General features: G+C 63.6%; 11 protein-coding genes, 18 tRNA genes, 1 other RNA gene and 1 pseudogene. 2 read left to right on the top strand and 29 right to left on the bottom strand.

All coding sequences use genetic code 11. The features are described 5' to 3' along the window. Positions 1-537 precede the first annotated feature (537 nt). From ACFRMN_RS06810 to ACFRMN_RS06675, 28 genes and pseudogenes are all read right to left on the bottom strand, one after another. Positions 538-1,551 carry a hypothetical protein gene (locus ACFRMN_RS06810; RefSeq protein WP_383014295.1) on the bottom strand — a complete coding sequence of 338 codons (1,014 nt, stop codon included), beginning with the start codon at positions 1,549-1,551 and terminating at the stop codon, positions 538-540. Between the two features lie 11 nt (positions 1,552-1,562). Then, positions 1,563-2,012, bottom strand: a complete 450-nt coding sequence (locus ACFRMN_RS06805; protein ID WP_383014292.1) for a hypothetical protein — start codon at positions 2,010-2,012, stop codon at positions 1,563-1,565. 751 nt (positions 2,013-2,763) lie between these two features. Further along, complete coding sequence (locus ACFRMN_RS06800; protein ID WP_383014288.1) at positions 2,764-4,200, bottom strand: phage portal protein; 1,437 nt, start codon at positions 4,198-4,200, stop codon at positions 2,764-2,766. Between the two features lie 14 nt (positions 4,201-4,214). Next, the gene (locus ACFRMN_RS06795; RefSeq protein WP_383014285.1) at positions 4,215-5,462 is read right to left on the bottom strand and encodes a terminase; all 1,248 of its coding nucleotides are present in this window, start codon (positions 5,460-5,462) and stop codon (positions 4,215-4,217) included. A 1,148-nt stretch (positions 5,463-6,610) separates the two neighbouring features. Then, entirely contained in the window at positions 6,611-6,931 is a 321-nt protein-coding gene (locus ACFRMN_RS06790) for an HNH endonuclease (RefSeq protein WP_383014283.1), read from the bottom strand. A gap of 19 nt (positions 6,932-6,950) precedes the next feature. Next, positions 6,951-7,022, bottom strand: a tRNA-Pro gene (locus ACFRMN_RS06785). A 132-nt stretch (positions 7,023-7,154) separates the two neighbouring features. Then, positions 7,155-7,226, bottom strand: a tRNA-Thr gene (locus tag ACFRMN_RS06780). A gap of 50 nt (positions 7,227-7,276) precedes the next feature. Further along, positions 7,277-7,350 (bottom strand) — tRNA-Leu (locus tag ACFRMN_RS06775). Positions 7,351-7,407: 57 nt separating this feature from the next. Further along, positions 7,408-7,489, bottom strand: a tRNA-Tyr gene (locus ACFRMN_RS06770). A gap of 1 nt (position 7,490) precedes the next feature. Next, positions 7,491-7,572: a transfer-messenger RNA gene (ssrA, locus tag ACFRMN_RS06765) on the bottom strand. 4 nt (positions 7,573-7,576) lie between these two features. Beyond that, positions 7,577-7,648 (bottom strand) — tRNA-Phe (locus ACFRMN_RS06760). 5 nt (positions 7,649-7,653) lie between these two features. Further along, positions 7,654-7,727 (bottom strand) — tRNA-Trp (locus ACFRMN_RS06755). Between the two features lie 7 nt (positions 7,728-7,734). Further along, positions 7,735-7,805 (bottom strand) — tRNA-Ser (locus ACFRMN_RS06750). A gap of 59 nt (positions 7,806-7,864) precedes the next feature. After that, a tRNA-Arg gene (locus ACFRMN_RS06745) sits at positions 7,865-7,936 on the bottom strand. Continuing rightward, a tRNA-Met gene (locus ACFRMN_RS06740) sits at positions 7,937-8,010 on the bottom strand. A 2-nt stretch (positions 8,011-8,012) separates the two neighbouring features. Beyond that, a tRNA-Asn gene (locus tag ACFRMN_RS06735) sits at positions 8,013-8,084 on the bottom strand. 30 nt (positions 8,085-8,114) lie between these two features. Beyond that, positions 8,115-8,188: transfer RNA gene (locus ACFRMN_RS06730), tRNA-Val, on the bottom strand. A 178-nt stretch (positions 8,189-8,366) separates the two neighbouring features. Continuing rightward, positions 8,367-8,439, bottom strand: a tRNA-His gene (locus tag ACFRMN_RS06725). 1 nt (position 8,440) lies between these two features. Continuing rightward, a tRNA-Asp gene (locus ACFRMN_RS06720) sits at positions 8,441-8,513 on the bottom strand. 4 nt (positions 8,514-8,517) lie between these two features. Continuing rightward, positions 8,518-8,600: transfer RNA gene (locus ACFRMN_RS06715), tRNA-Ser, on the bottom strand. A gap of 5 nt (positions 8,601-8,605) precedes the next feature. Next, positions 8,606-8,681, bottom strand: a tRNA-Ile gene (locus ACFRMN_RS06710). A gap of 2 nt (positions 8,682-8,683) precedes the next feature. Next, positions 8,684-8,756 (bottom strand) — tRNA-Lys (locus ACFRMN_RS06705). Between the two features lie 4 nt (positions 8,757-8,760). Then, positions 8,761-8,831: transfer RNA gene (locus ACFRMN_RS06700), tRNA-Gly, on the bottom strand. Between the two features lie 4 nt (positions 8,832-8,835). Next, positions 8,836-8,906, bottom strand: a tRNA-Glu gene (locus ACFRMN_RS06695). A gap of 419 nt (positions 8,907-9,325) precedes the next feature. Then, positions 9,326-10,951, bottom strand: a complete 1,626-nt coding sequence (locus tag ACFRMN_RS06690) for a recombinase family protein (protein ID WP_383014280.1) — start codon at positions 10,949-10,951, stop codon at positions 9,326-9,328. A gap of 78 nt (positions 10,952-11,029) precedes the next feature. Next, a pseudogene (locus ACFRMN_RS06685) lies at positions 11,030-11,437 on the bottom strand (ABC transporter ATP-binding protein); the annotation flags it as partial. 201 nt (positions 11,438-11,638) lie between these two features. Beyond that, on the bottom strand, positions 11,639-13,054 hold the full coding sequence (locus ACFRMN_RS06680) for a Gfo/Idh/MocA family protein (RefSeq protein WP_383014277.1): 1,416 nt from the start codon (positions 13,052-13,054) through the stop codon (positions 11,639-11,641). A gap of 266 nt (positions 13,055-13,320) precedes the next feature. Then, the gene (locus ACFRMN_RS06675; RefSeq protein ID WP_383014274.1) at positions 13,321-13,764 is read right to left on the bottom strand and encodes a MarR family winged helix-turn-helix transcriptional regulator; all 444 of its coding nucleotides are present in this window, start codon (positions 13,762-13,764) and stop codon (positions 13,321-13,323) included. Between the two features lie 123 nt (positions 13,765-13,887). On the opposite strand from ACFRMN_RS06675, the gene ACFRMN_RS06670 reads away from it, so the two are divergent. Both ACFRMN_RS06670 and mltG read left to right on the top strand, forming a co-directional pair. Beyond that, positions 13,888-15,729: an ABC transporter ATP-binding protein gene (locus ACFRMN_RS06670; RefSeq protein ID WP_383014271.1), complete on the top strand. Its 1,842-nt coding sequence runs from the start codon at positions 13,888-13,890 to the stop codon at positions 15,727-15,729. 242 nt (positions 15,730-15,971) lie between these two features. Next, complete coding sequence (mltG, locus tag ACFRMN_RS06665; RefSeq protein WP_383014268.1) at positions 15,972-16,823, top strand: endolytic transglycosylase MltG; 852 nt, start codon at positions 15,972-15,974, stop codon at positions 16,821-16,823. Between the two features lie 34 nt (positions 16,824-16,857). Here the strand turns inward: mltG and ACFRMN_RS06660 are convergent, their stop codons facing one another. Continuing rightward, positions 16,858-17,931, bottom strand: a complete 1,074-nt coding sequence (locus ACFRMN_RS06660; protein WP_383014557.1) for an NAD(P)-binding domain-containing protein — start codon at positions 17,929-17,931, stop codon at positions 16,858-16,860. Between the last annotated feature and the right edge of the window lie 36 nt (positions 17,932-17,967).

The raw sequence follows: 17,967 nt of genomic DNA, 5'->3' as shown, positions 1-17,967 counted from the left end.
GCCGTACCCGTCATCGACAAGCACAGCGGGATAAACGGTGACGGACACCGGGGCACGATCAAGAATCGCCACCTCGGTAATCCTTCCCATGTGGCCAATAGCGGTTCTTCGCCACGTAGACTGGGCGAGACACCGGCACAGACACGAGACCCGTACGGCCAGAAGCCTGCCGGATCGTCGTAAGCTCATCAGGTCGGAAGAAGTTACCGGCCGAACCCGCCTCAGGAAGACGGTAGTTGTACTCACCCGCCGTCTCGGACACGTACCCCTCAGGGTTACGCATACGTCGTTCGGCTACAGCGAGCACAACGACGGAAACAGCCTCGGGAACACTGTCAACCCGCCACGTAGGCAGACCGTACAGCCGCGCAAGTGCTGAGACATCAGCTAGAGCAGCACCAGCGGCCACGCGCTCAACATCCGAGAACGTGACCGACATACGTGCCTCTAGGTCCTCAACCGTTGCTAGAGCGGCCATAATTGGTACCTCCCTAGCTAGGGATGCCACCTTGAACATTCAGGGTGGCATCCTCACGATTACTCTGCTGCGACAGGCTCTAGCGAGACACGTAGTCCGCGTAGCTGAGCCTTTACGATGTTGCTCGCCGTAGGTGAAGCGATGACAGCGCCGGTTGCATCCACGTACTGACCACGGGCGTTAACCAGCGGGTCAAGTACCGGAGAGATGCCGGTGTAGACCGATAGGAACGAACGATCCATGGCCTTATCCGAGTTGTAGTCTCGGATGTACCGCATAGCCACACCGTTAGCCGTCTGTGAGGAAGCGAACGCAGCACCGGCCGGAGCGACCGGGGCGATAAGTGCTAGCTTGAACGCCGTTGGGTGAACCGCGATCATCTCGTCAGGCTCGACCACATCGGACGCAACGATCGTGAAGCCGTACAGGCGACCGATCGAGGCCTCTCGTAGGGCGTCCGTCGTACCCGACTCGTCTAGCTTCGTTAGGTGAGGGTCACCGATTAGAAGAGACTCGATCTCGGAACCGACTAGGAGGATACGACCACCCTGCGGAACGTGGTTATCGTTCAGCTTGCGACGTAGCTTCGGAATGGCAAAGCGGATTGCCTTGGCCTGTGCCTCGGGGTCAGCGTTGCGACCGATTACGACCTGTGCGCCGTTCGCGTCCGTAAGACTCGGTAGGGTCTCCAGCGCGTCACGGACCTTTAGGTCAAGGTCCGAAGCGATCGACTCAACCTGTGGCGCAAGGATCTGAACACCAAACGACTCAATATCTAGCGTTGCCTCGGCATCGGTGATGTCCACGGCTGAATAGACGTGAGTGTCTAGCTTGACCTGAATCGTAGACTCAACGATCTCATCCGTCAGAATTGAACGCGTCTTGGAACGCGTGATTGCCTCGGAACGAGCAGCTAGAACGGCCGGACGACGAATGTTCAGAACGTCGCCCTGAGCGCCCTTGAAATCTGCCGCAGACTGCTTATCGATGAAAGCTGACAGGATCATCTGTCGCTTAAGAAGGGGGAGCGCAGCGCCTACTAGCTTCTGCTGCTGCTTAATGAATTCGGACATGCGGATTACTCCTAGAAGTAACGGTTAGCGTTGAATAGCCGATCGGCTAGCTTCGCGCCCTCGGCCGTTGGGTCGTCGTTGTCGGTCGGATCTAGTCCGCCCGTACCGAGGGACGAACCCTTGGCCGTGACGTACGTAGCTAGCGCCCTTGCATCCGCCTCCATCGAGTCAGCGCGGAGCATCCCCATAAGCTCATCGGGGATGTTGTGCTTGCGCGCCATGCGCTCTCGGTTCAGCTCTAGCTCTAGCGCTGTTGCCTTGGCCGTCGCTGCGGCAGCATCAGCAATCGCCTTAGCGGTAGCGTCAGCGTCCTGTGCGGGCGTCTGCGGCTCTGCCACGGGAGGAGTGACCACAGGGGCCGCCGGTGGCGTGACAGGCTCCACAACGGGCGCAGGGGGCGTTGCCGGGGGAGCCTCCGGCGTCACCTCGGGCGTGCCCTCTGGCTTCTTTTCGTCTGCCATTAGTTCTCCGTTCGGAACGCGTTAACAAAGTTGGATAGCTGAGATGCGCCGGAACCTTGGGTGTCTGTCCAACGTGCGCGCCACTCATCGGCTCGTCGTCGGTCATCCGCTGGAATGGAAGAACCCTCAAACAGCGGTACCGTCTGGCAACGGCAACTCGGGTGATACGCCTCGGGATTCTGCTCATCAAGATACGAGCGGGAAGCGCGGGAAGAGTTGCGGCTATCGGTGTAAACCAGACCACGGCTAGCAAGCATCGCGCAGAACCCACAAGGGTCCGCCTCGGTCTTCCGGTAGTAGCCGACTACGTCTCGGTCACTCTCGCGTGCGTGAACCAGCGTGGAACGGCCACCATCCATAACGGCTAGGTCCGTGTTTTCACGCAGGGGGCCATACACCAACCGGTCAAGTTCCGCCATAAAGTCCGGGTCATCGAGACGCGAACGGACAGGCTCAACAACGGGGTAGAAAGCAGGGCCCACACCGTCACCGGAATTGACGCCGGACCACAGCGAGGAAGGTGCGGGACCTAGACCAGCATCCCGCCGCACGTCATTGTGGAACCGCTGAGCAAGTTGAGCAGACTCGGCGCGTGCGCGCTCCACTTCGCGCCGGTATGACTCGAATAGCTGATCAGGATTGCTCAGGTTGTCCCGAGCATCCCGGACCCACCATCGAACTAGCCACGACAGAACGCGGTTCGCAACGCTGTCCTGTGCGTCCCGATAGTTGGTTGTCAGCGTGTCTAGGCTCACTTCGCCTCACCCGGCTTAGGTGGCTCCGCCGGGTCCTCCCCACCCTGAACGTTCGGGGTGGGGGCAGGAGTAGCGGCAGCAACCTTGACCGCCTGAGCGTCCGCCTTTTCCTTGAACTCGTGGAACTTGTCCACGTCAGTCTGAGAGAAACCGGGAAGCTTGTCCCAAAGAGCCTCGGGCGGAACCGAAACCATCTGAACTAGCTTGCCGTACGCATCGGCCGTCTGAGCAAGCGAACGAGAACCCGTGTCACGCCAAACAACCTGTGCCTTACGGTCCTTAGCTAGCTTGGACTTGCCGAGAACCTGAGCGCAGAGACGCAGCACCGTTTCCCATGCCTCACCGAACGACTGCTTTAGCGCGTCAACCTTGCGGGTAAGCGCGGACTCAGCAGCAGCGAGAGCATCGGCCGATAGGTTGGCCATGTTGCCTAGGAGGTAGTGCGGGGGAGTCTGCGACACAGCGGCCATGTGCTGAACATTGAGTTCTAGCGACTTGTGGAAGCCGTCTAGCGACGTCTCGGACAGCTCGCCAAACTTGGTGTCGGGGTCCTCGGCCATGAGCGCGCGCGTAGGGTCGAACTGAATCGACTTGTACAGCGGCTCACCGGTCTCGGGGTCGGTGCGAACCTCACCAGTCGCAGGGTCCACATCGAGAGGCGGAGCCATGCCAGTTACGTAACGGACCTTGAATGACCCGTACGTCTGCGCAATCAGTAGGTCAAACCAAGTCTGATTGATCCGGTCGCACACCGGAATGAGCGGCTGCACCATACCGACCGAACGGCCAAGTAGGTCAATGTTCGCAGCGAAACGAACTAGGGGCGTAACGCCGAACCCGTGCGGAGTCTCACCGGAAATCGTCGGAGTCGTGTAGACCTCCCCAAACGCGCCGGTCGTTTCCTTATACGTGATATCAACGAACGCGTAATCGTCCATGTATCGAGCACGCTCTAGCGTCCCGGTGTCCGGGTGCTGGAAAATCTGAACCGCGTACAGCGGGAACTCATCCGACACCGGGTCTTCATACGCGGCCCACACGCGGAGAGGTGAAACAGGCGTGATCTTAGGTCCGTCGCTGTCCGACGAAACAACCACGTATGAGTGCCCGTAAACTAGGGCCCCCTCATGAACGACACCCTGTCGGGCGTCCATGCGGTTATCCTGCCACGCGTCCCATACCTCAGTACCCTTGCCGGTCGATGGGCGGAACCCGTCGACCTGTAGGTTCTGTAGGGGAGCGGCAACCACCCAAGGTAGCCAGTTATGAATAGCGCGTTCTGCGAGTAGCTTGTATTCGGCGTTTGCGTTCACCGGCATATATGGGGCAGCGTGCTTGCCCCGGTAGTACCGGTCAATCTCTTCTAGCCGCTCGTCATACTCATACCGTAGACGCTCTAGAGCGTGCTCTAGACGACGCTTGATACTTGCCATCTAGGGCACCCTCTCTATGTTCCGAACCCCCAAACGCGACCACTGCGGGGACGCTTGAGCTTTCCGGATTCGACTAGGTTGTGTCGGGCGAGATCAGCAAGGAGCGTTGCGGCGTAACCGTCAACCTTTCGCTTTGACTCGCGGTGTTCCTTCGTGAAAGACACGCCAAAGCGATTGATCTTGCGCTTAGCGTTCATGACGTGACGACGTAGGGTTCGGTGGCCGTTGTGCTTGACCCGACCAGCCTCTACAGCGGCCACAAGACGTTCATTGGCCTGTGTGATCTCGGGCAGACCACCGCGCATGTCCCGGCCAACCGATGACTTACCGGAAGCCTTGACAGCTAGACGCGTGCGGTACTCCTCAGACCAGGACTCAACCTCTGATTCCCACAGGGCAACGTCCGCGAAGAACCCGACTACGTCATAGGTCGCGAACGCGTGATGGACAGCGCCGTCAACCTGATCACGGGGGGCCTCCCAACCGTCACCAGCGGGGCCGTCCGACTGTTCCCAAATGCCGATAGGCACGATGAGCCGGTCAGACATGCGCATGGCCACAAGCGCTGTTGCGTCGTCTGTCGAACCGCCATCGAACCCGAGAGTGATCCGGTCACCGCGCTTTAGCTCATCTGTGGTTTCGCATGCGTCCCATGCCTGCGGAGAGATCAGCGAATCGTCATCAGACACAAGCTGATTCAGGAACATTCGGCGGGACTGGTAAGCGGGATACGTTCCGGCATAGATCGTGGAAATGATCCAGTCGACGTCAAGCCAAGTAGCGTCACCGCGCGCCGCAATGATTCCAGCCTCTAGCGCCTCACGGTCACCGAGGTTCGGAATAGCGGGAGCCTCTAGGCTGTCGTAGTAGACACCGGCCTTATGGGGAGTCGCAGGGTCCTTATCGCGCAGCTTGGCCCATGCGTGATACGTGCGCTCGGCTACGGAGTCTTCACCCGGTAGGGGAGCGTTCGTGATCTCCAGCGCTCGGGCACCACCACCGCGTGACTTGGCAAGATTTCCTGCAATGGTCATCGCCATTGCGTGGCCCCCGTTGGCCTCCACCCAGTGCTGTGTTTCGTTGAGGAGATTCATAGTTGCCCGGCCCCCTTCAAGGGCGCGAGCCGAACTAGTCACGGCCTCAATACGGTTGCCGACAGCGGAATAGATAATCGTCTTGCCGATATCGATGCCGTACTTTTCGATGGCCTCTTCGCTGAAGAGGTTCGGAAAGACGGTCATCGTGTTACGGGTCTGATCCATCGACGTTGCAGCGATCTGAACCCACGCGCTGTTCTGCGTCTTAGCAACGGGGAAACCGTCCGGTCCCCAATGGGAGAAACGGCACGGGCCCACAAACTCGAAAGCACAGAGCGCAGCGGTAAACGGGTCCGTAACTTACCCCAACCCTTAAGACGCCGGATCGTTCCCTGTCGGTAAACGAAACGGCCATTCTCGTCAATCTCATACCAGCGCTTAATGATCCGGATCTGTTCCGGAGTGAAACGCCAGGGCTGACCCGCTTCGGGGCCGTCCGGCTGTAGTAGATACTTGCTGCACCACAGGAACGCCCACACGCCTAGCGTGCGGTTGTCCGGCGGAACGTAGTCATCTTCAATTGAACGTAGAGGCTCAAGGATCAAGGTAAAGTCACCCCCCTTCGGAAGTCATGAGGAGGGGTGCCCCACCCTGAACGGTTCAGGGTGGCTACGCCTGCGACTTGTACGCGGCCATAAGGTCAGCAATGCCAGAATCAACCTCGGCGGCCTCGGCCTTAGACAGCTCAATACGCAGACGTCGGCGTGAACCCTCTGTGGTGAGTAGGTCAGATGAGGCAGCAATGACAGCAGCGAAAAGCTGTCCAGACAGACGCTGGCCCTGATTAAGGTTGCGGCTCATGGCCTCGGCCACGAATGCGGCTTGTGCCCAATCAGACGGCTCGAAGAAGAACGACTGTCCCGACTGTGCTAGGGAGTCATACCAGCGGCGTGCGATAGGGTGCCAGTCCGGGTCAGCCTCGGGAGCAGGGGCGCCCTCGGGCGTGTTGCTCGGGGCCGTAGCTAGCTCAACCTCGGGGGCGTTGCGGCGGCGTCGCTGATCATCCCGCTTAGGGACGGGTCCACGGCTTCCCATCAGTTCCCCCTACTGGTAGACTCGGCTCATGACCCCGGAAAGATGGAAGATTCAAGGCCCGGACTCAGTACACATGTGCGTGCGATGTGGCAGAGATCGGCCAAGACGCAAGATGGCGAAACTGATTGACCGGGAAGGTGGGGGACTGGCCTGTTCACCAAGAGACAGACAAAGCCTTGAAGAATGCGAAGCTATTCAAGCGGCGAGCGGATAGCACTCCGACACCAGGAGACAAGCGGTAGAAGAACCCTCGGCCTTTTGGTCGGGGGTTCTTTGCGTTACCACACGTCCGGTACGGCCTCACGTCGACTTCCGGGGCCCGTAGGCGCGGGACGAAACGGCCTCTGCCGTGCGGCCAACGACTCGGATTGCGTCTTACGCCGATGGCAAGGGGCGCAAAGTAGCTGTAGGTTGCCTAGGCTGTGATCGTGCGGGTTGTGGATATGGTCAACGTCCGTACCGGGCGAAGTGCAAAGGGACTCGTCCTCTCGGACACCCTGACACACGCCCCGGTCACGGCGGATAACTTGACGCCGGATGCGTTCCCACTGCTGAGTAGGGGGAAGCTCAGAACGGCGATTAGAAGATGCCCAAACCATGCGGCACCCTTTCTGTGAGTCTGACTGGCAGGGTTCGAACCTGCGACATCCTGTTCCCAAAACAGGCGCTCTACCACTGAACTACAGTCAGATGCGGCCAGACGGCCGTTGCTTTCCGCCATGGATTCGAACCACGATTGTCGGGTTCAGAGCCCGAGGTCTTGCCGTTAGACGAACGGAAAAAGTCGCGCCGGACACCATGGTTACGGCCAGTCCAGCGCAGAGCCCCATGCAGGAATCGAACCCGCATCACCTGATTACGAAACAGGCGCACTAGCCATTGTGCTAATGAGGCAAGTCACGAGCGGGCGGCCACTACTACGCGCAGTACCTTTCCCGCTCTCGTACCCACTAAGGGAGTCGAACCCTTAAACTCTGGTTTCTAAGACCAGCGGCTTTGCCAGTTTGCCTAAGCGGGCTTGTGGCGGTTTTGTTTTAAGGCACTAGCGCCAAAGGCGGAATCGCAACCGCCCAAGTGGATAGCGAGGGATTCGAACCCCCTCAGCCGAAGCAACAGGGTTACAGCCTGCCCCGACTCTCCGACGTCGGCGCCTATCCAAGGTGGAGTATCGGGGAATCGAACCCCGGTCCGCGCTGTCTCCGTCATGCGGCCCTACAGCACGTCGAAACCGTCATACCCCAAAGTGCCACCCGAGGGCATCGAACCCCCACGCACGGGATTTCACCCCGTAGCTCTGCCAATTGAGCTAGAGCGGCAAAAGCTGAGCCGGTAGGAATCGAACCTACGTCATTCGGTTTTGGAGACCGACCGGGATTCCAGTTACCCCACGTCCCAAAGTTTCAGCGCGATACAGGATTCGAACCTGCGTTGCCCCCTTCGCGGGGGAGTCCTAGGCCGCTAGACGAATCGCGCAACCGTGCGTTTGCCCGTATGCATCCGGGTGACGGACGGTTAGGGGAGCTACCCCGTTGTTGGCACAGAGGGAATCGAACCCCCATCACACGGTTCGTAGCCGCGTACACTATCCGTTGTGCTATGCGCCATGGTGAGTGGGACGGGACTTGAACCCGCAACAGCGGGGATATGAGCCCCGAGCTTTACCATTAAGCTACCCACAAGCTGACACGGCTGGATTCGAACCAGCAACCTAGCGGGTAACAACCGCTTGCGCTGCCATTGCGCCACGCGTCATAGTCCACCCTGAACATGCAGGGTGGGAAGTTGGCCCGGTCGGAATCGAACCGACAGCTTCCGCTTTGTAAGAGCGGCACTCTTCCAAATTGAGTTACGCGCCATTGGGGCGGCGTGGGGGAGTGTGATCCCCGCTCGCTAGGTACCCTTCCGGATGCGTGCGCACGCAGTGCCGGTACTCTCTCTCTAGCTCTAACGCCCGTGGACCCTGTCGGATTCGAACCGCGATTGCTCCGTGCAAAAGAGCCGTGTTACCGGATTACACTACAGGGCCCGTAAAAGGGTGACGGACGGGACTTGAACCCGCAACACCGGGGGTCACTGCCCCGTGCTCTGCCATTGAGCTACCGTCAACGCGCGACATACGGGATTCGAACCCGTGATCTTCCGGTTGACAACCGGGTGCCCTAACCGCTAGGCCAATATCGCAAGGCGGAAGATGAGGGAGTCGAACCCCCAAGCCTGTTAAGACTGACGCTTTTCAAGAGCGCGCGGTACGCCAATACCCGATCTTCCATAAGTGGTCTGCGCGACGGGAATTGAACCCGCAACCTCCGGTGTATCAGACCGACGCTCTAACCGTTGAGCTACGCGCAAAGTGATTCCGGTAGGACTCGAACCTACGGCCAAGGGATTAAGAGGCCCCCGTTCTACCAACTGAACTACGGAATCAAAGAGTTCCCGGTCGGAATCGAACCGACGTAAGCACTTTGGAAGAGTGCCGTGTTACCTCTACACCACGAGAACAAAGTACCCCCGAGGGGAGTTGAACCCCTACCTACGGATTGAGAATCCGGAATGCTACCGCTACACCACGGGGACATGGGCCCAAACGGCTCATACCGGAGGAGAGGGCCGGGAAGTCGACGCAGGACCGGGGGGAGTGCTCAGTCCACCGTTAGCGTGTGCGGCAACCTCCCTACATGCCCTACGAGGTGTGTGTGTTAGGTGTCCGTCCGGGCCCCTACAGCGAAGAGGTTCGACGGCGTGTGTCGAAGTGTCGATCCGGCGGTGCGTTCTTGCTTAGTCCCCATGTGTATAGGCTCTGACCTAAACCAATACCCAGAATCGACACTACACCACATAACCCCAGGTCAGAGCGGTGTTGGTTCTGAACCGGGCCGCTCTCCGCTGACACTCCGAAACCGGAGAAAACAGAAAGGGGCCATGATGCACTCGGCATCATGGCCCCCTCGCTGCCTGTGATGTGGGCTAGCTCACACTAGCTCCACCCTGAACGTTCAGGCTGACTCGTCCGCCCACTGGATACGGACTCGCTTTTCTCCGTTGAAGCGTGCCCCAACGTACGGGGATGGCTTGACGTAGATGCGATCGATGACCAGCCCCAGTAGCTCACGCTGTTTCGCCTTATCGCATTTCTCCCAATATTCGGTCACGGTCTCGTAATCCAGCAGGAACGAGATATCCACGCGCGGACCGCCGAAATTGGCTAGCGCTGCCTCGGCTTCCTGTACGTCGTGCATGGCGTCCCTGTGTGCCGGTCGGAAGAACTGAGCGGCGGGCCCGTCGTAGAGTCCATCTCGCTTGTCTTGGAGCAATTGACCGAGTCGCTTTTCAGCGTCCCGGAATGCCTTACGTGCGTGCTCTGCCTCGGCTGATTCCTCGGGTCGTTCAATGCGCGTCCATCGTTCGCTGATGATGGCTAGTAGGTCGTCGTCCTCGGCGCTGTTGACGACGCGCGCCCGCCACATGTGGAAGATGTACGGTTCGATGGTGCGGCCCCATACGCGTGCGGGGCGGGGGCACGGGCGGCCTCCCTGTGTGCTTCCGCAGACGTAGCTTTCGCCGGTGAAGAACATGTTCCGGCCACAGCTGTCGCACTCCAGTCGTACGGTGAGGAGGTGGACGGCTACACCGCGCTCACGGGGGCCAGGGCTTCCGCCGAACGGTGCATCGAAAGCCCGTCCTTTAGCGCCGCTACCTGCGATTGCTGCGGCTTGTTCCTCGTCGGTTACGAGTGGTGTTTCGTCGGGGCCCATGAGGCTTACGCGGTTCCCCTTTTCGTTGCGGTATTCAACGGTCTTATTCCGTCCTCGGCCGTCTTCGACGCGGAGGTGTACTATCTGCCATCCGGCATAGGCAGGGTTCGTGATCCAGCGGCGGAGCGTAGTGGGTATCCACCGGCTATCGTCGGGTACCCAATCGCCATTTGTGTAGGAGTGGTGGGGGATTCCCTTTGCTTCCAGCGCCTTGGCAAGACCGTTTGCGGATGCTCCGAGGGAAGAGAGCCGGAAAAGCTCTCGCATGACGTCGGCGCGGGTTTCGGTCATACCGGGCATGGCGGGGGTGTGGTCTAGGTAAAGGTGTCTGTCTTTGCCGACCCTTAGGCCGAATGGCGGCCATCCGCTCACCCATTCGCCTTTATCTCGCTGTGTCTGCTTGACATCCTTTACGCGGGTACTTAGGCGCGAGGAGTAGGTTCGGGCGCGTTCCGCTTCGCTGATGATGCGTTCGCGGTCTCGGTCGTCCATTGAGTCAAGGCGGTCCCAATCGAAGATGACTCGGGCTTTGCCGATGACCTTTAGTACGTCCTCGGCACCCTTGCGCGAGAACCGGTCAAGCATGTAGACCCACAGAGCTTGGGACTTGCCGGACGTGATTGCGGCTAGTGCGCCTTCAAACTCTTCGCGCTTTCGGTCTTTGAATGCGGAGCCTAGTTCTGTCCAGACATGCCGAACCGTGTAGCCGTTGCGTGCGGCCCATGCTCGACCCTGTCGTTCCTGCTCATCGGTGCTTACTTCGCGTAGTCGGTCGTTCTCGGAGAGTACTTTCGACTTGCGGCACAGCAGATCGACGTATTGGATTTCTGACGGCTTGTCAGCTCCGGTCCAACTGATCTCGTTCACGGGTCCTCTTGGGTTTCGATGGTGTCTGAAACCCCCGAGGTGGCCGTGTTAGCCGAACTGATTGTTCGGTGCAGGCACCCCGGTCGAGACGGCGACGACCTCACCGGCGGCGACCCGGCGGGTCAGTGCCGAGCCGAGCTGGGCGGTCTTGCGTGCCAGCAGCTGCTGGACGCGCGCGGCGGCGGTGATCCAGTTGGTGACGGCGACGCGGTGCAGCATGGTGTCGCCGACCGAGATGGCGGCGCCGCACAGCGCGATGAAGCCGCCGGCGAACGCGAGCCGGCCGCCGGAGCGGTCGATCACCGCCTGGACGGCGAGCCCGGCGCCCACCGAGAGCCCGGCGATGCCCGCGAAGTGCAGCAGGCCCCAGCACACGGCCTTGGTCTGTCCGCCCAGCTGACTACGTCCGAGCCACAGCAGGAACCGGGGGCCCGACCTGGCATCGGGAACCCCGGGATCGGGATACGGAAGGTCGCGAATCTGCATGATGTCCCATGACTCGTGGAGTGGCCCAAACCGTGCAAGGTTCGCCTTTTTGGAGTGCCCGGGGCAATGGGTTTTCCACGCGAAGAGCCAGAACGAGCCAGGGGGCGGGGCACAGGGGGCGCCGGGAGGCGGGGGCCGGACGGTGCGGGGGCCGACTGTACGGGGGCCCCACGATACGCACCGTACGGCCCCCGCGCCCGGTCACTCCTCGGGTCTGTCGGAGTCCACCCCCGCGCGGGCCTTGCTCCATTCACCGCGCGTGAAGTCGGGGATCCGCTGCGGGGCTCCGTTCGCCTTGAGCGACGCGTGGCTCAGTGGCACCGGCGCGGTCCAGGTCGCCGCGTCGTACACGTCGAAGTCGGGCACGAGGCCCAGCCGGACGCACTGCATCAGCCGGAAGACCATGATGTAGTCCATCCCGCCATGGCCACCGGGCGGATTGGCGTGCTCCTTCCAGAGCCAGTGGTCCCAGTCCGCGTACTTCCCGAAATCACCCCAGGAGTCATCGGTGTGGTCCGGCTCGATGTAGATGCGCTCGGGATAGTCCTCGAACACACCCTTGGTGCCACCGAGACTGTTGATCCTGCTGTACGGGTGTGGCGTCGACACATCGTGCTCCAGCCGGATGACCCTGCCCTTCGCCGTCCTGACCAGACTGATCGTCCGGTCGCTCTCGATGTACGTCTCCTTCCAGCTCGGGTCGCCGGGCGGCATATGGGCGGCGCGGTACTCGGCGAGCCCGAGCGCGGGCGTGCCGACGCTGGTGATGGAGACCGCGCGGTCGCCCCGGTTGACGTCCATGTAGTTGGCGACCGGGCCGAAGCCGTGGTTGGGGTAGAGATCGCCACGCAGCCGCGTGTGCCAGAGCCGGCGCCAGGGACCCTCGTAGTAGCCGGGGTCGAACATCAGGCCGCGCAGATCGTGGTTGTAGGCGCCCGCGCCGTGCAACAGCTCACCGAACTTGCCCGCGTGGGCCATCCGGAGGACCCGCATCTCGTTCTTCCCGTAACAGCAGTTCTCCAGCTGCATGCAGTGCCGCCGGGTGCGTTCGGAGAGATCGACGAGCTGCCACAGCTCGTCGAGGCGCATGGCGATCGGACACTCCACCCCGACGTGCTTGCCGTTCAGCATCGCCGACTTGGCCATCTCGAAGTGGAAGTCCCAGGGCGTGGCCACATAGACGAAGTCGAGATCTCCGCGGGCGCAGAGATTCTCGTAGTCGTCCTCGCCGTTGGTGTAGACGGCGGGGGCGGGCTGACCGGCGCGCACCACCTTCGCGGCGGCGCTCTCCGTCTTCGCCTTCACCGGGTCGCAGAGCGCGACGACCCGGACACCCGGGACGGCGAGAAAGAGGTCGATCATGCTGCCGCCGCGGTTGCCGAGGCCGATGATGCCGACCCGTACCGTCGTGCGGCGTTCGAACGGGACCCCGGCCATGGTGCGTCCCTTGCGCGGGGGCGCCGAGGTGTCGGCGGAGTCGGCGGACGCGGCCGAATCCACGGCTCCGGCAGCCGCGGCGGGTCCCGCCGCGGCCGCGGTGCCGCCGGAGAGAGCGGAGAGGCCGAGCCCGGCGCCCGCCACTCCCGCCGTGGTCCGCAGGACCGAGCGGCGGCTCATCTCTCCTTGGGCTCCGTCTTCTCTGTCCTCACCGACGGATGTGTCTTCCGTACCGGGGTTCTCCGGTGCTGCGTCGTGCATCGACCCTCCAAAGGGGGAGTTGACGTGCGCGGCTGGTGCGTGAACCTCGGAAAGGACCTTGGCCGCCGACGCGGGCGATGCGCAAGGTGATACGCAAGGGTCCGATTGGACTCTTGGGAACGGGCTGTTGGACTCTTCTGGGCTCCGCCGGGCGCCTGGACGATGAGGCCCTGCCCGGTCCGGGGTCAGTGGTGGCGCTCGGGGCAGCCGTCGACCAGCGTCGACAGCAGTCCGCCCAGAACCTCGCGCTGCTCGGCGGTCAGCGGGGCCAGCACATCCTCGGCGGCCGACCGGCGGGCGACGCGCAGGGCCCGCAGCGTGGCCCGGCCGGTGTCGGTCAGCTCGATACGGACCACGCGCCGGTTGGTCGGATCGGGGGCGCGGCGCACCGAGCCGCTTGCCTCCAGCCCGTCGACCAGGGAGGTCACGGCCCGGGGCACCACTTCGAGACGCTGGGCCAGGTCGGCCATCCGCGGCGGCTTGTCGTAGGACGCGACGGTACGCAGCAGCCGGGCCTGCGCGGGAGTGATGCCGATCGGCTCCAGCTGCCGCTTCTGGACGCGGTGGAGCCTGCGGGTCAGCCGCAGCAGCTGCTCCGCGAGCAGGCCGTCGGAGTCGGGGGTGTTCATGGCGGAATAATATCAGGACTATGGTCATTGTGAACATAGGTAACAGTGAGCTATGCTCGGCGAGTCTCACCCGTCGTATGTCCGCCGAGCCCTCAGTCGGCCCCTCAGCCATCGAAGGAGCCCATGAAACCCGAACACGTGACGTGGACACCCTCGTCCCGCCCCGGTGATCCGGGGCAGCCGGAGCCGCCCGCCCAACTGCGGCGCATCTTCGGTCTCTTCCGTCCCTACCGCGGCCGGCTCGCGATCGTCGGGCTGCTCGTCGGCGCGTCGTCGCTGGTCACGGTCGCCTCGCCGTTCATGCTGCGCGAGATCCTCGACACCGCGATACCGCAGGGCCGTACCGGACTGCTCAGTCTGCTCGCCCTCGGCATGATCCTCACGGCCGTCGTCAACAGCGTCTTCGGCGTGCTCCAGACCCTGATCTCGACCACGGTCGGCCAGCGGGTCATGCACGATCTGCGCACCGGCGTCTACGGCCGGCTCCAGCGCATGCCGCTCGCCTTCTTCACCAGGACCAGGACCGGCGAGGTCCAGTCCCGTATCGCCAATGACATCGGCGGTATGCAGGCGACCGTCACCTCCACCGCGACCTCCCTGGTCTCCAATCTCACGGCCGTCGTCGCCTCGGTCGTCGCGATGCTCGCCCTGGACTGGCGGCTCACCGCCGTCTCGATGATTCTGCTGCCGGTGTTCGTCTGGATCAGCCGCCGCGTCGGCCGCGAGCGCAAGAAGATCACCACAGACCGCCAGCGGCAGATGGCCGCCATGGCCGCCACCGTCACCGAATCGCTCTCGGTGAGCGGCATCCTCCTCGGCCGCACGATGGGCCGTGCCGACTCGCTCACCAAGTCCTTCGCCGACGAGTCCGAGCGGCTGGTGGGCCTGGAAGTGCGCTCGAATATGGCGGGCCGGTGGCGGATGTCGACCATCGGAATCGTCATGGCCGCCATGCCCGCCCTGATCTACTGGGCCGCGGGCATCGCGCTGGGCGCCGGTGGCACGGCTATCTCCATCGGTACGCTCGTCGCCTTCGTCTCGCTCCAGCAGGGCCTGTTCCGGCCCGCCGTGAGCCTGCTCTCCACCGGTGTGGAGATGCAGACGTCGCTCGCCCTCTTCCAGCGCGTATTCGAATACCTCGATCTGCCCGTCGACATCACCGAGCCGGATCGGCCGGTCAGGCTCGACACGATCCGTGGTGAAGTGCGGTTCGAGAACGTCGACTTCAGCTATGACGACAAGGGGCGCCAGACGCTGCGGGGGATCGATCTGACAGTCCCGTCCGGCGGCAGCCTCGCCGTCGTCGGCCCCACGGGCTCCGGCAAGTCGACCCTGAGCTATCTCGTACCCCGGCTGTACGACGTGACCGGCGGCCGGGTCATGATCGACGGCGTCGACGTACGCGACCTGGACTTCGACACGCTCGCGCGGGCCGTCGGCGTCGTCTCGCAGGAGACGTATCTGTTCCATGCCTCGGTGGCGGAGAATCTGCGCTTCGCCAAGCCGGAAGCCACCGACGAGGAGATCGAGACGGCCGCCAGAGCCGCCCAGATACACGACCACATCAGCTCGCTCCCCGACGGCTACGGGACGCTGGTCGGCGAGCGCGGATACCGCTTCTCCGGCGGTGAGAAGCAGCGGCTCGCGATCGCCCGCACCATCCTGCGGGACCCGCCGGTGCTGATCCTCGACGAGGCCACCAGCGCGCTGGACACCCGTACCGAACACGCGGTGCAGCAGGCCATCGACGCGCTCTCCGAGGGGCGCACCACCCTCACCATCGCGCACCGGCTCTCGACCGTCCGGGACGCGGACCAGATCGTGGTCCTCGACGCGGGCGCCATCGCGGAGCGGGGCACGCACGACGAACTGATCGAGCAGGACGGCCGGTACGCCGCCCTGGTGCGGCGGGACAGCCGGCCGACGCATCAAGAGGCCGAGGCGCTGGCGTCGGTCTCCCCGTGACACGGCGGCGCCGTCGCTCCGGTGACACGGCAGTGCCGCCGTTCCCCCGGGACGGGGAGCGACGGCACCGCGTTCGGTGAGCGGGAGTGCGTACGCTCCGTGACCGGACCGGGCCGGACCGGCCACCGTCGGCAGGTGGCCTGCGTGGGGATCGTATGCCGTTCGTATGGTATTGCCGCGTTGCCCGTGTCGGCGCGCCTGAAGTGCCGGGTTCGCCGATCACTCCGGGTTAGCGTGCCCGCATGATGAACGAGCATCGGGTGGCGAGCCCCGGGAGCAGACCCCGTCTGACCCGCCGGGGGCGGCTGGTCCTGCTGCTGACCGTGGTCCTGGTCGTGGCCACCGCGGTGCTGGTTCCCGTACTCCTGCTGACCGGCGGCGATGACGGCGAGAAACGGACGACGCTGGTCATTCCGGAGGGCCGGCGCGCAGCCGATGTCTATGTCTCCGTCGATCAGGCGCTGGGACTGTCCCCGGGTACCACCCGCAAGGCGGCGTCCACCGCGCGACTGCGGCTGCCCGAGCCCGCCAAGGGCAACCCCGAGGGCTTCCTCTTCCCGGCCACCTATCCGGTCGGCTCCGCGACGACCCCGGCCAATCTGCTGAGCTATATGGTCAACACCGCCAACCAGCGGTTCGGGGCGGGCCGGGGCAGCGCCGGGGCGCAGAACGCCGGGATGACGACCTATCAGGCGGTCACCATCGCCAGCATCGTGCAGGCGGAGGCGGATTCGGTGGCCGACATGGCGAAGGTCGCCAGAGTCGTGCACAACCGGCTGTCACTGGGCATGCCGCTCCAGATGGATTCGACGCTGAACTACGCGCTGAACCGTTCGACTCTGGACACCAGCAACGCGGACACGAAGATCAACAGCCCGTACAACACCTATGAGCGCAAAGGGCTGCCGCCCACGCCGATCGGCAACCCGGGGGAGGAGGCGATGAACGCGGCGCTCAACCCCGCCGGCGGGGACTGGCTGTACTTCGTCACCGTGAAGCCCGGGGACACCCGCTTCACCAACAAATACGCCGAACAGCGGCGCAACGTCGAGGAGTTCAACCAGAACCGCAAGGCCGCGAACGGATCGGACTGATCGCGTCGCGGCCCGGTCCCGGAACGTGTGCGCGTCAGGCCACGGCCGGTTCGCGCGCCAGCAGCCGCCTGATCTCCCGTACGGCCGCACGCCCGGCCCGGTTGGCGCCGATCGTCGAGGCCGACGGGCCGTACCCCACGAGATGGACCCGTTCGTCCCGTACGGCACGTGTTCCCTCGACCCGGATACCACCGCCCGGCTCCCGCAGCCCGAGGGGTGCCAGATGGCTGACGGCGGGCCGGAATCCGGTCGCCCAGAGGATCACATCGGCCTCCACCGTCCGGCCGTCGTCCCAGGCCACGCCGTCGGGGGTGATCCGGTCGAACATCGGCAGCCGGTCGAGCACCCCCGTCTCGCGGGCCCGCGTGATCGCCTCGTTGACCGGCAGACCGGTCACCGACACCACACTCCGCGGCGGCAGTCCCCGCCGTACCCGCTCGTCGACGAGCGCGACGGCCGCCCGCCCCTGCTCCTCGCCGAACGGGCCCTCGCGGAAGACGGGCGGGCGGCGCGTCACCCACGTGGTGTCCGCCGCCACCTCCGCGATCTCCATCAGATGCTGGGTGCCGGAGGCTCCGCCGCCCACCACGACCACCCGCAGCCCGGCGAACTCGCCGGGCCCCGGATAGTCCGCGGTGTGCAACTGCCGCCCCCGGAAGCTCTCCTGACCGGGGTAGCGCGGCCAGAACGGCCGGTCCCAGGTCCCCGTGGCGCTGATCAGCGCCCGGGCCGACCAGCTTCCCCCTGACGTCTCCACCAGCAGCCGCCCGCCGTCGCCCTCGCGTACCGCCCGTACGTCCACGGGCCGGTGGACCCGGAGGCCGAAGCGCCGCTCGTACGCCGTGAAGTACGCCCCGATGACCTCGGAGGAGGGCCGGCCGTCATCGCCCTCCGCGGTGGTCAGCTCCATGCCGGGGAGCGCGTGCATGCCGTGCACCTTGCCGTACGTCAGCGAGGGCCAGCGGAACTGCCAGGCGCCGCCGGGTCGCGGGGCATGGTCCAGCACGACGAAGTCGCGGTCGGGTTCCAGACCCGACCGCCGCAGATGGTAGGCGCCGGACAGACCCGCCTGCCCGGCGCCGACGACCACCACATCGATGTCCCGCACCCCAAAGTCGTTCACGTTTCTACCAACAGCCGTCGG

It is taken from the genome of Streptomyces sp. NPDC056835 (assembly GCF_042789485.1).
Classification (GTDB): Bacteria; Actinomycetota; Actinomycetes; order Streptomycetales; family Streptomycetaceae; genus Streptomyces.
The sequence above is the reverse complement of the archived record's forward strand: the minus strand, read 5'-3'. Positions and strand labels throughout refer to the sequence as shown.

What these genes read in the sequence shown, in the direction of transcription:
- ACFRMN_RS06810 (WP_383014295.1), bottom strand. Translation starts at nt 1,551, where the DNA reads ATGTCCGAATTCATTAAGCAGCAGCAGAAGCTAGTAGGCGCTGCGCTC.
- ACFRMN_RS06805 (WP_383014292.1), bottom strand. Translation starts at nt 2,012, where the DNA reads ATGGCAGACGAAAAGAAGCCAGAGGGCACGCCCGAGGTGACGCCGGAG.
- ACFRMN_RS06800 (WP_383014288.1), bottom strand. Translation starts at nt 4,200, where the DNA reads ATGGCAAGTATCAAGCGTCGTCTAGAGCACGCTCTAGAGCGTCTACGG.
- ACFRMN_RS06795 (WP_383014285.1), bottom strand. Translation starts at nt 5,462, where the DNA reads ATGGATCAGACCCGTAACACGATGACCGTCTTTCCGAACCTCTTCAGC.
- ACFRMN_RS06790 (WP_383014283.1), bottom strand. Translation starts at nt 6,931, where the DNA reads ATGGTTTGGGCATCTTCTAATCGCCGTTCTGAGCTTCCCCCTACTCAG.
- ACFRMN_RS06680 (WP_383014277.1), bottom strand. Translation starts at nt 13,054, where the DNA reads ATGAGCCGCCGCTCGGTCCTGCGGACCACGGCGGGAGTGGCGGGCGCC.
- ACFRMN_RS06675 (WP_383014274.1), bottom strand. Translation starts at nt 13,764, where the DNA reads ATGAACACCCCCGACTCCGACGGCCTGCTCGCGGAGCAGCTGCTGCGG.
- ACFRMN_RS06670 (WP_383014271.1), top strand. Translation starts at nt 13,888, where the DNA reads ATGAAACCCGAACACGTGACGTGGACACCCTCGTCCCGCCCCGGTGAT.
- mltG (WP_383014268.1), top strand. Translation starts at nt 15,972, where the DNA reads ATGATGAACGAGCATCGGGTGGCGAGCCCCGGGAGCAGACCCCGTCTG.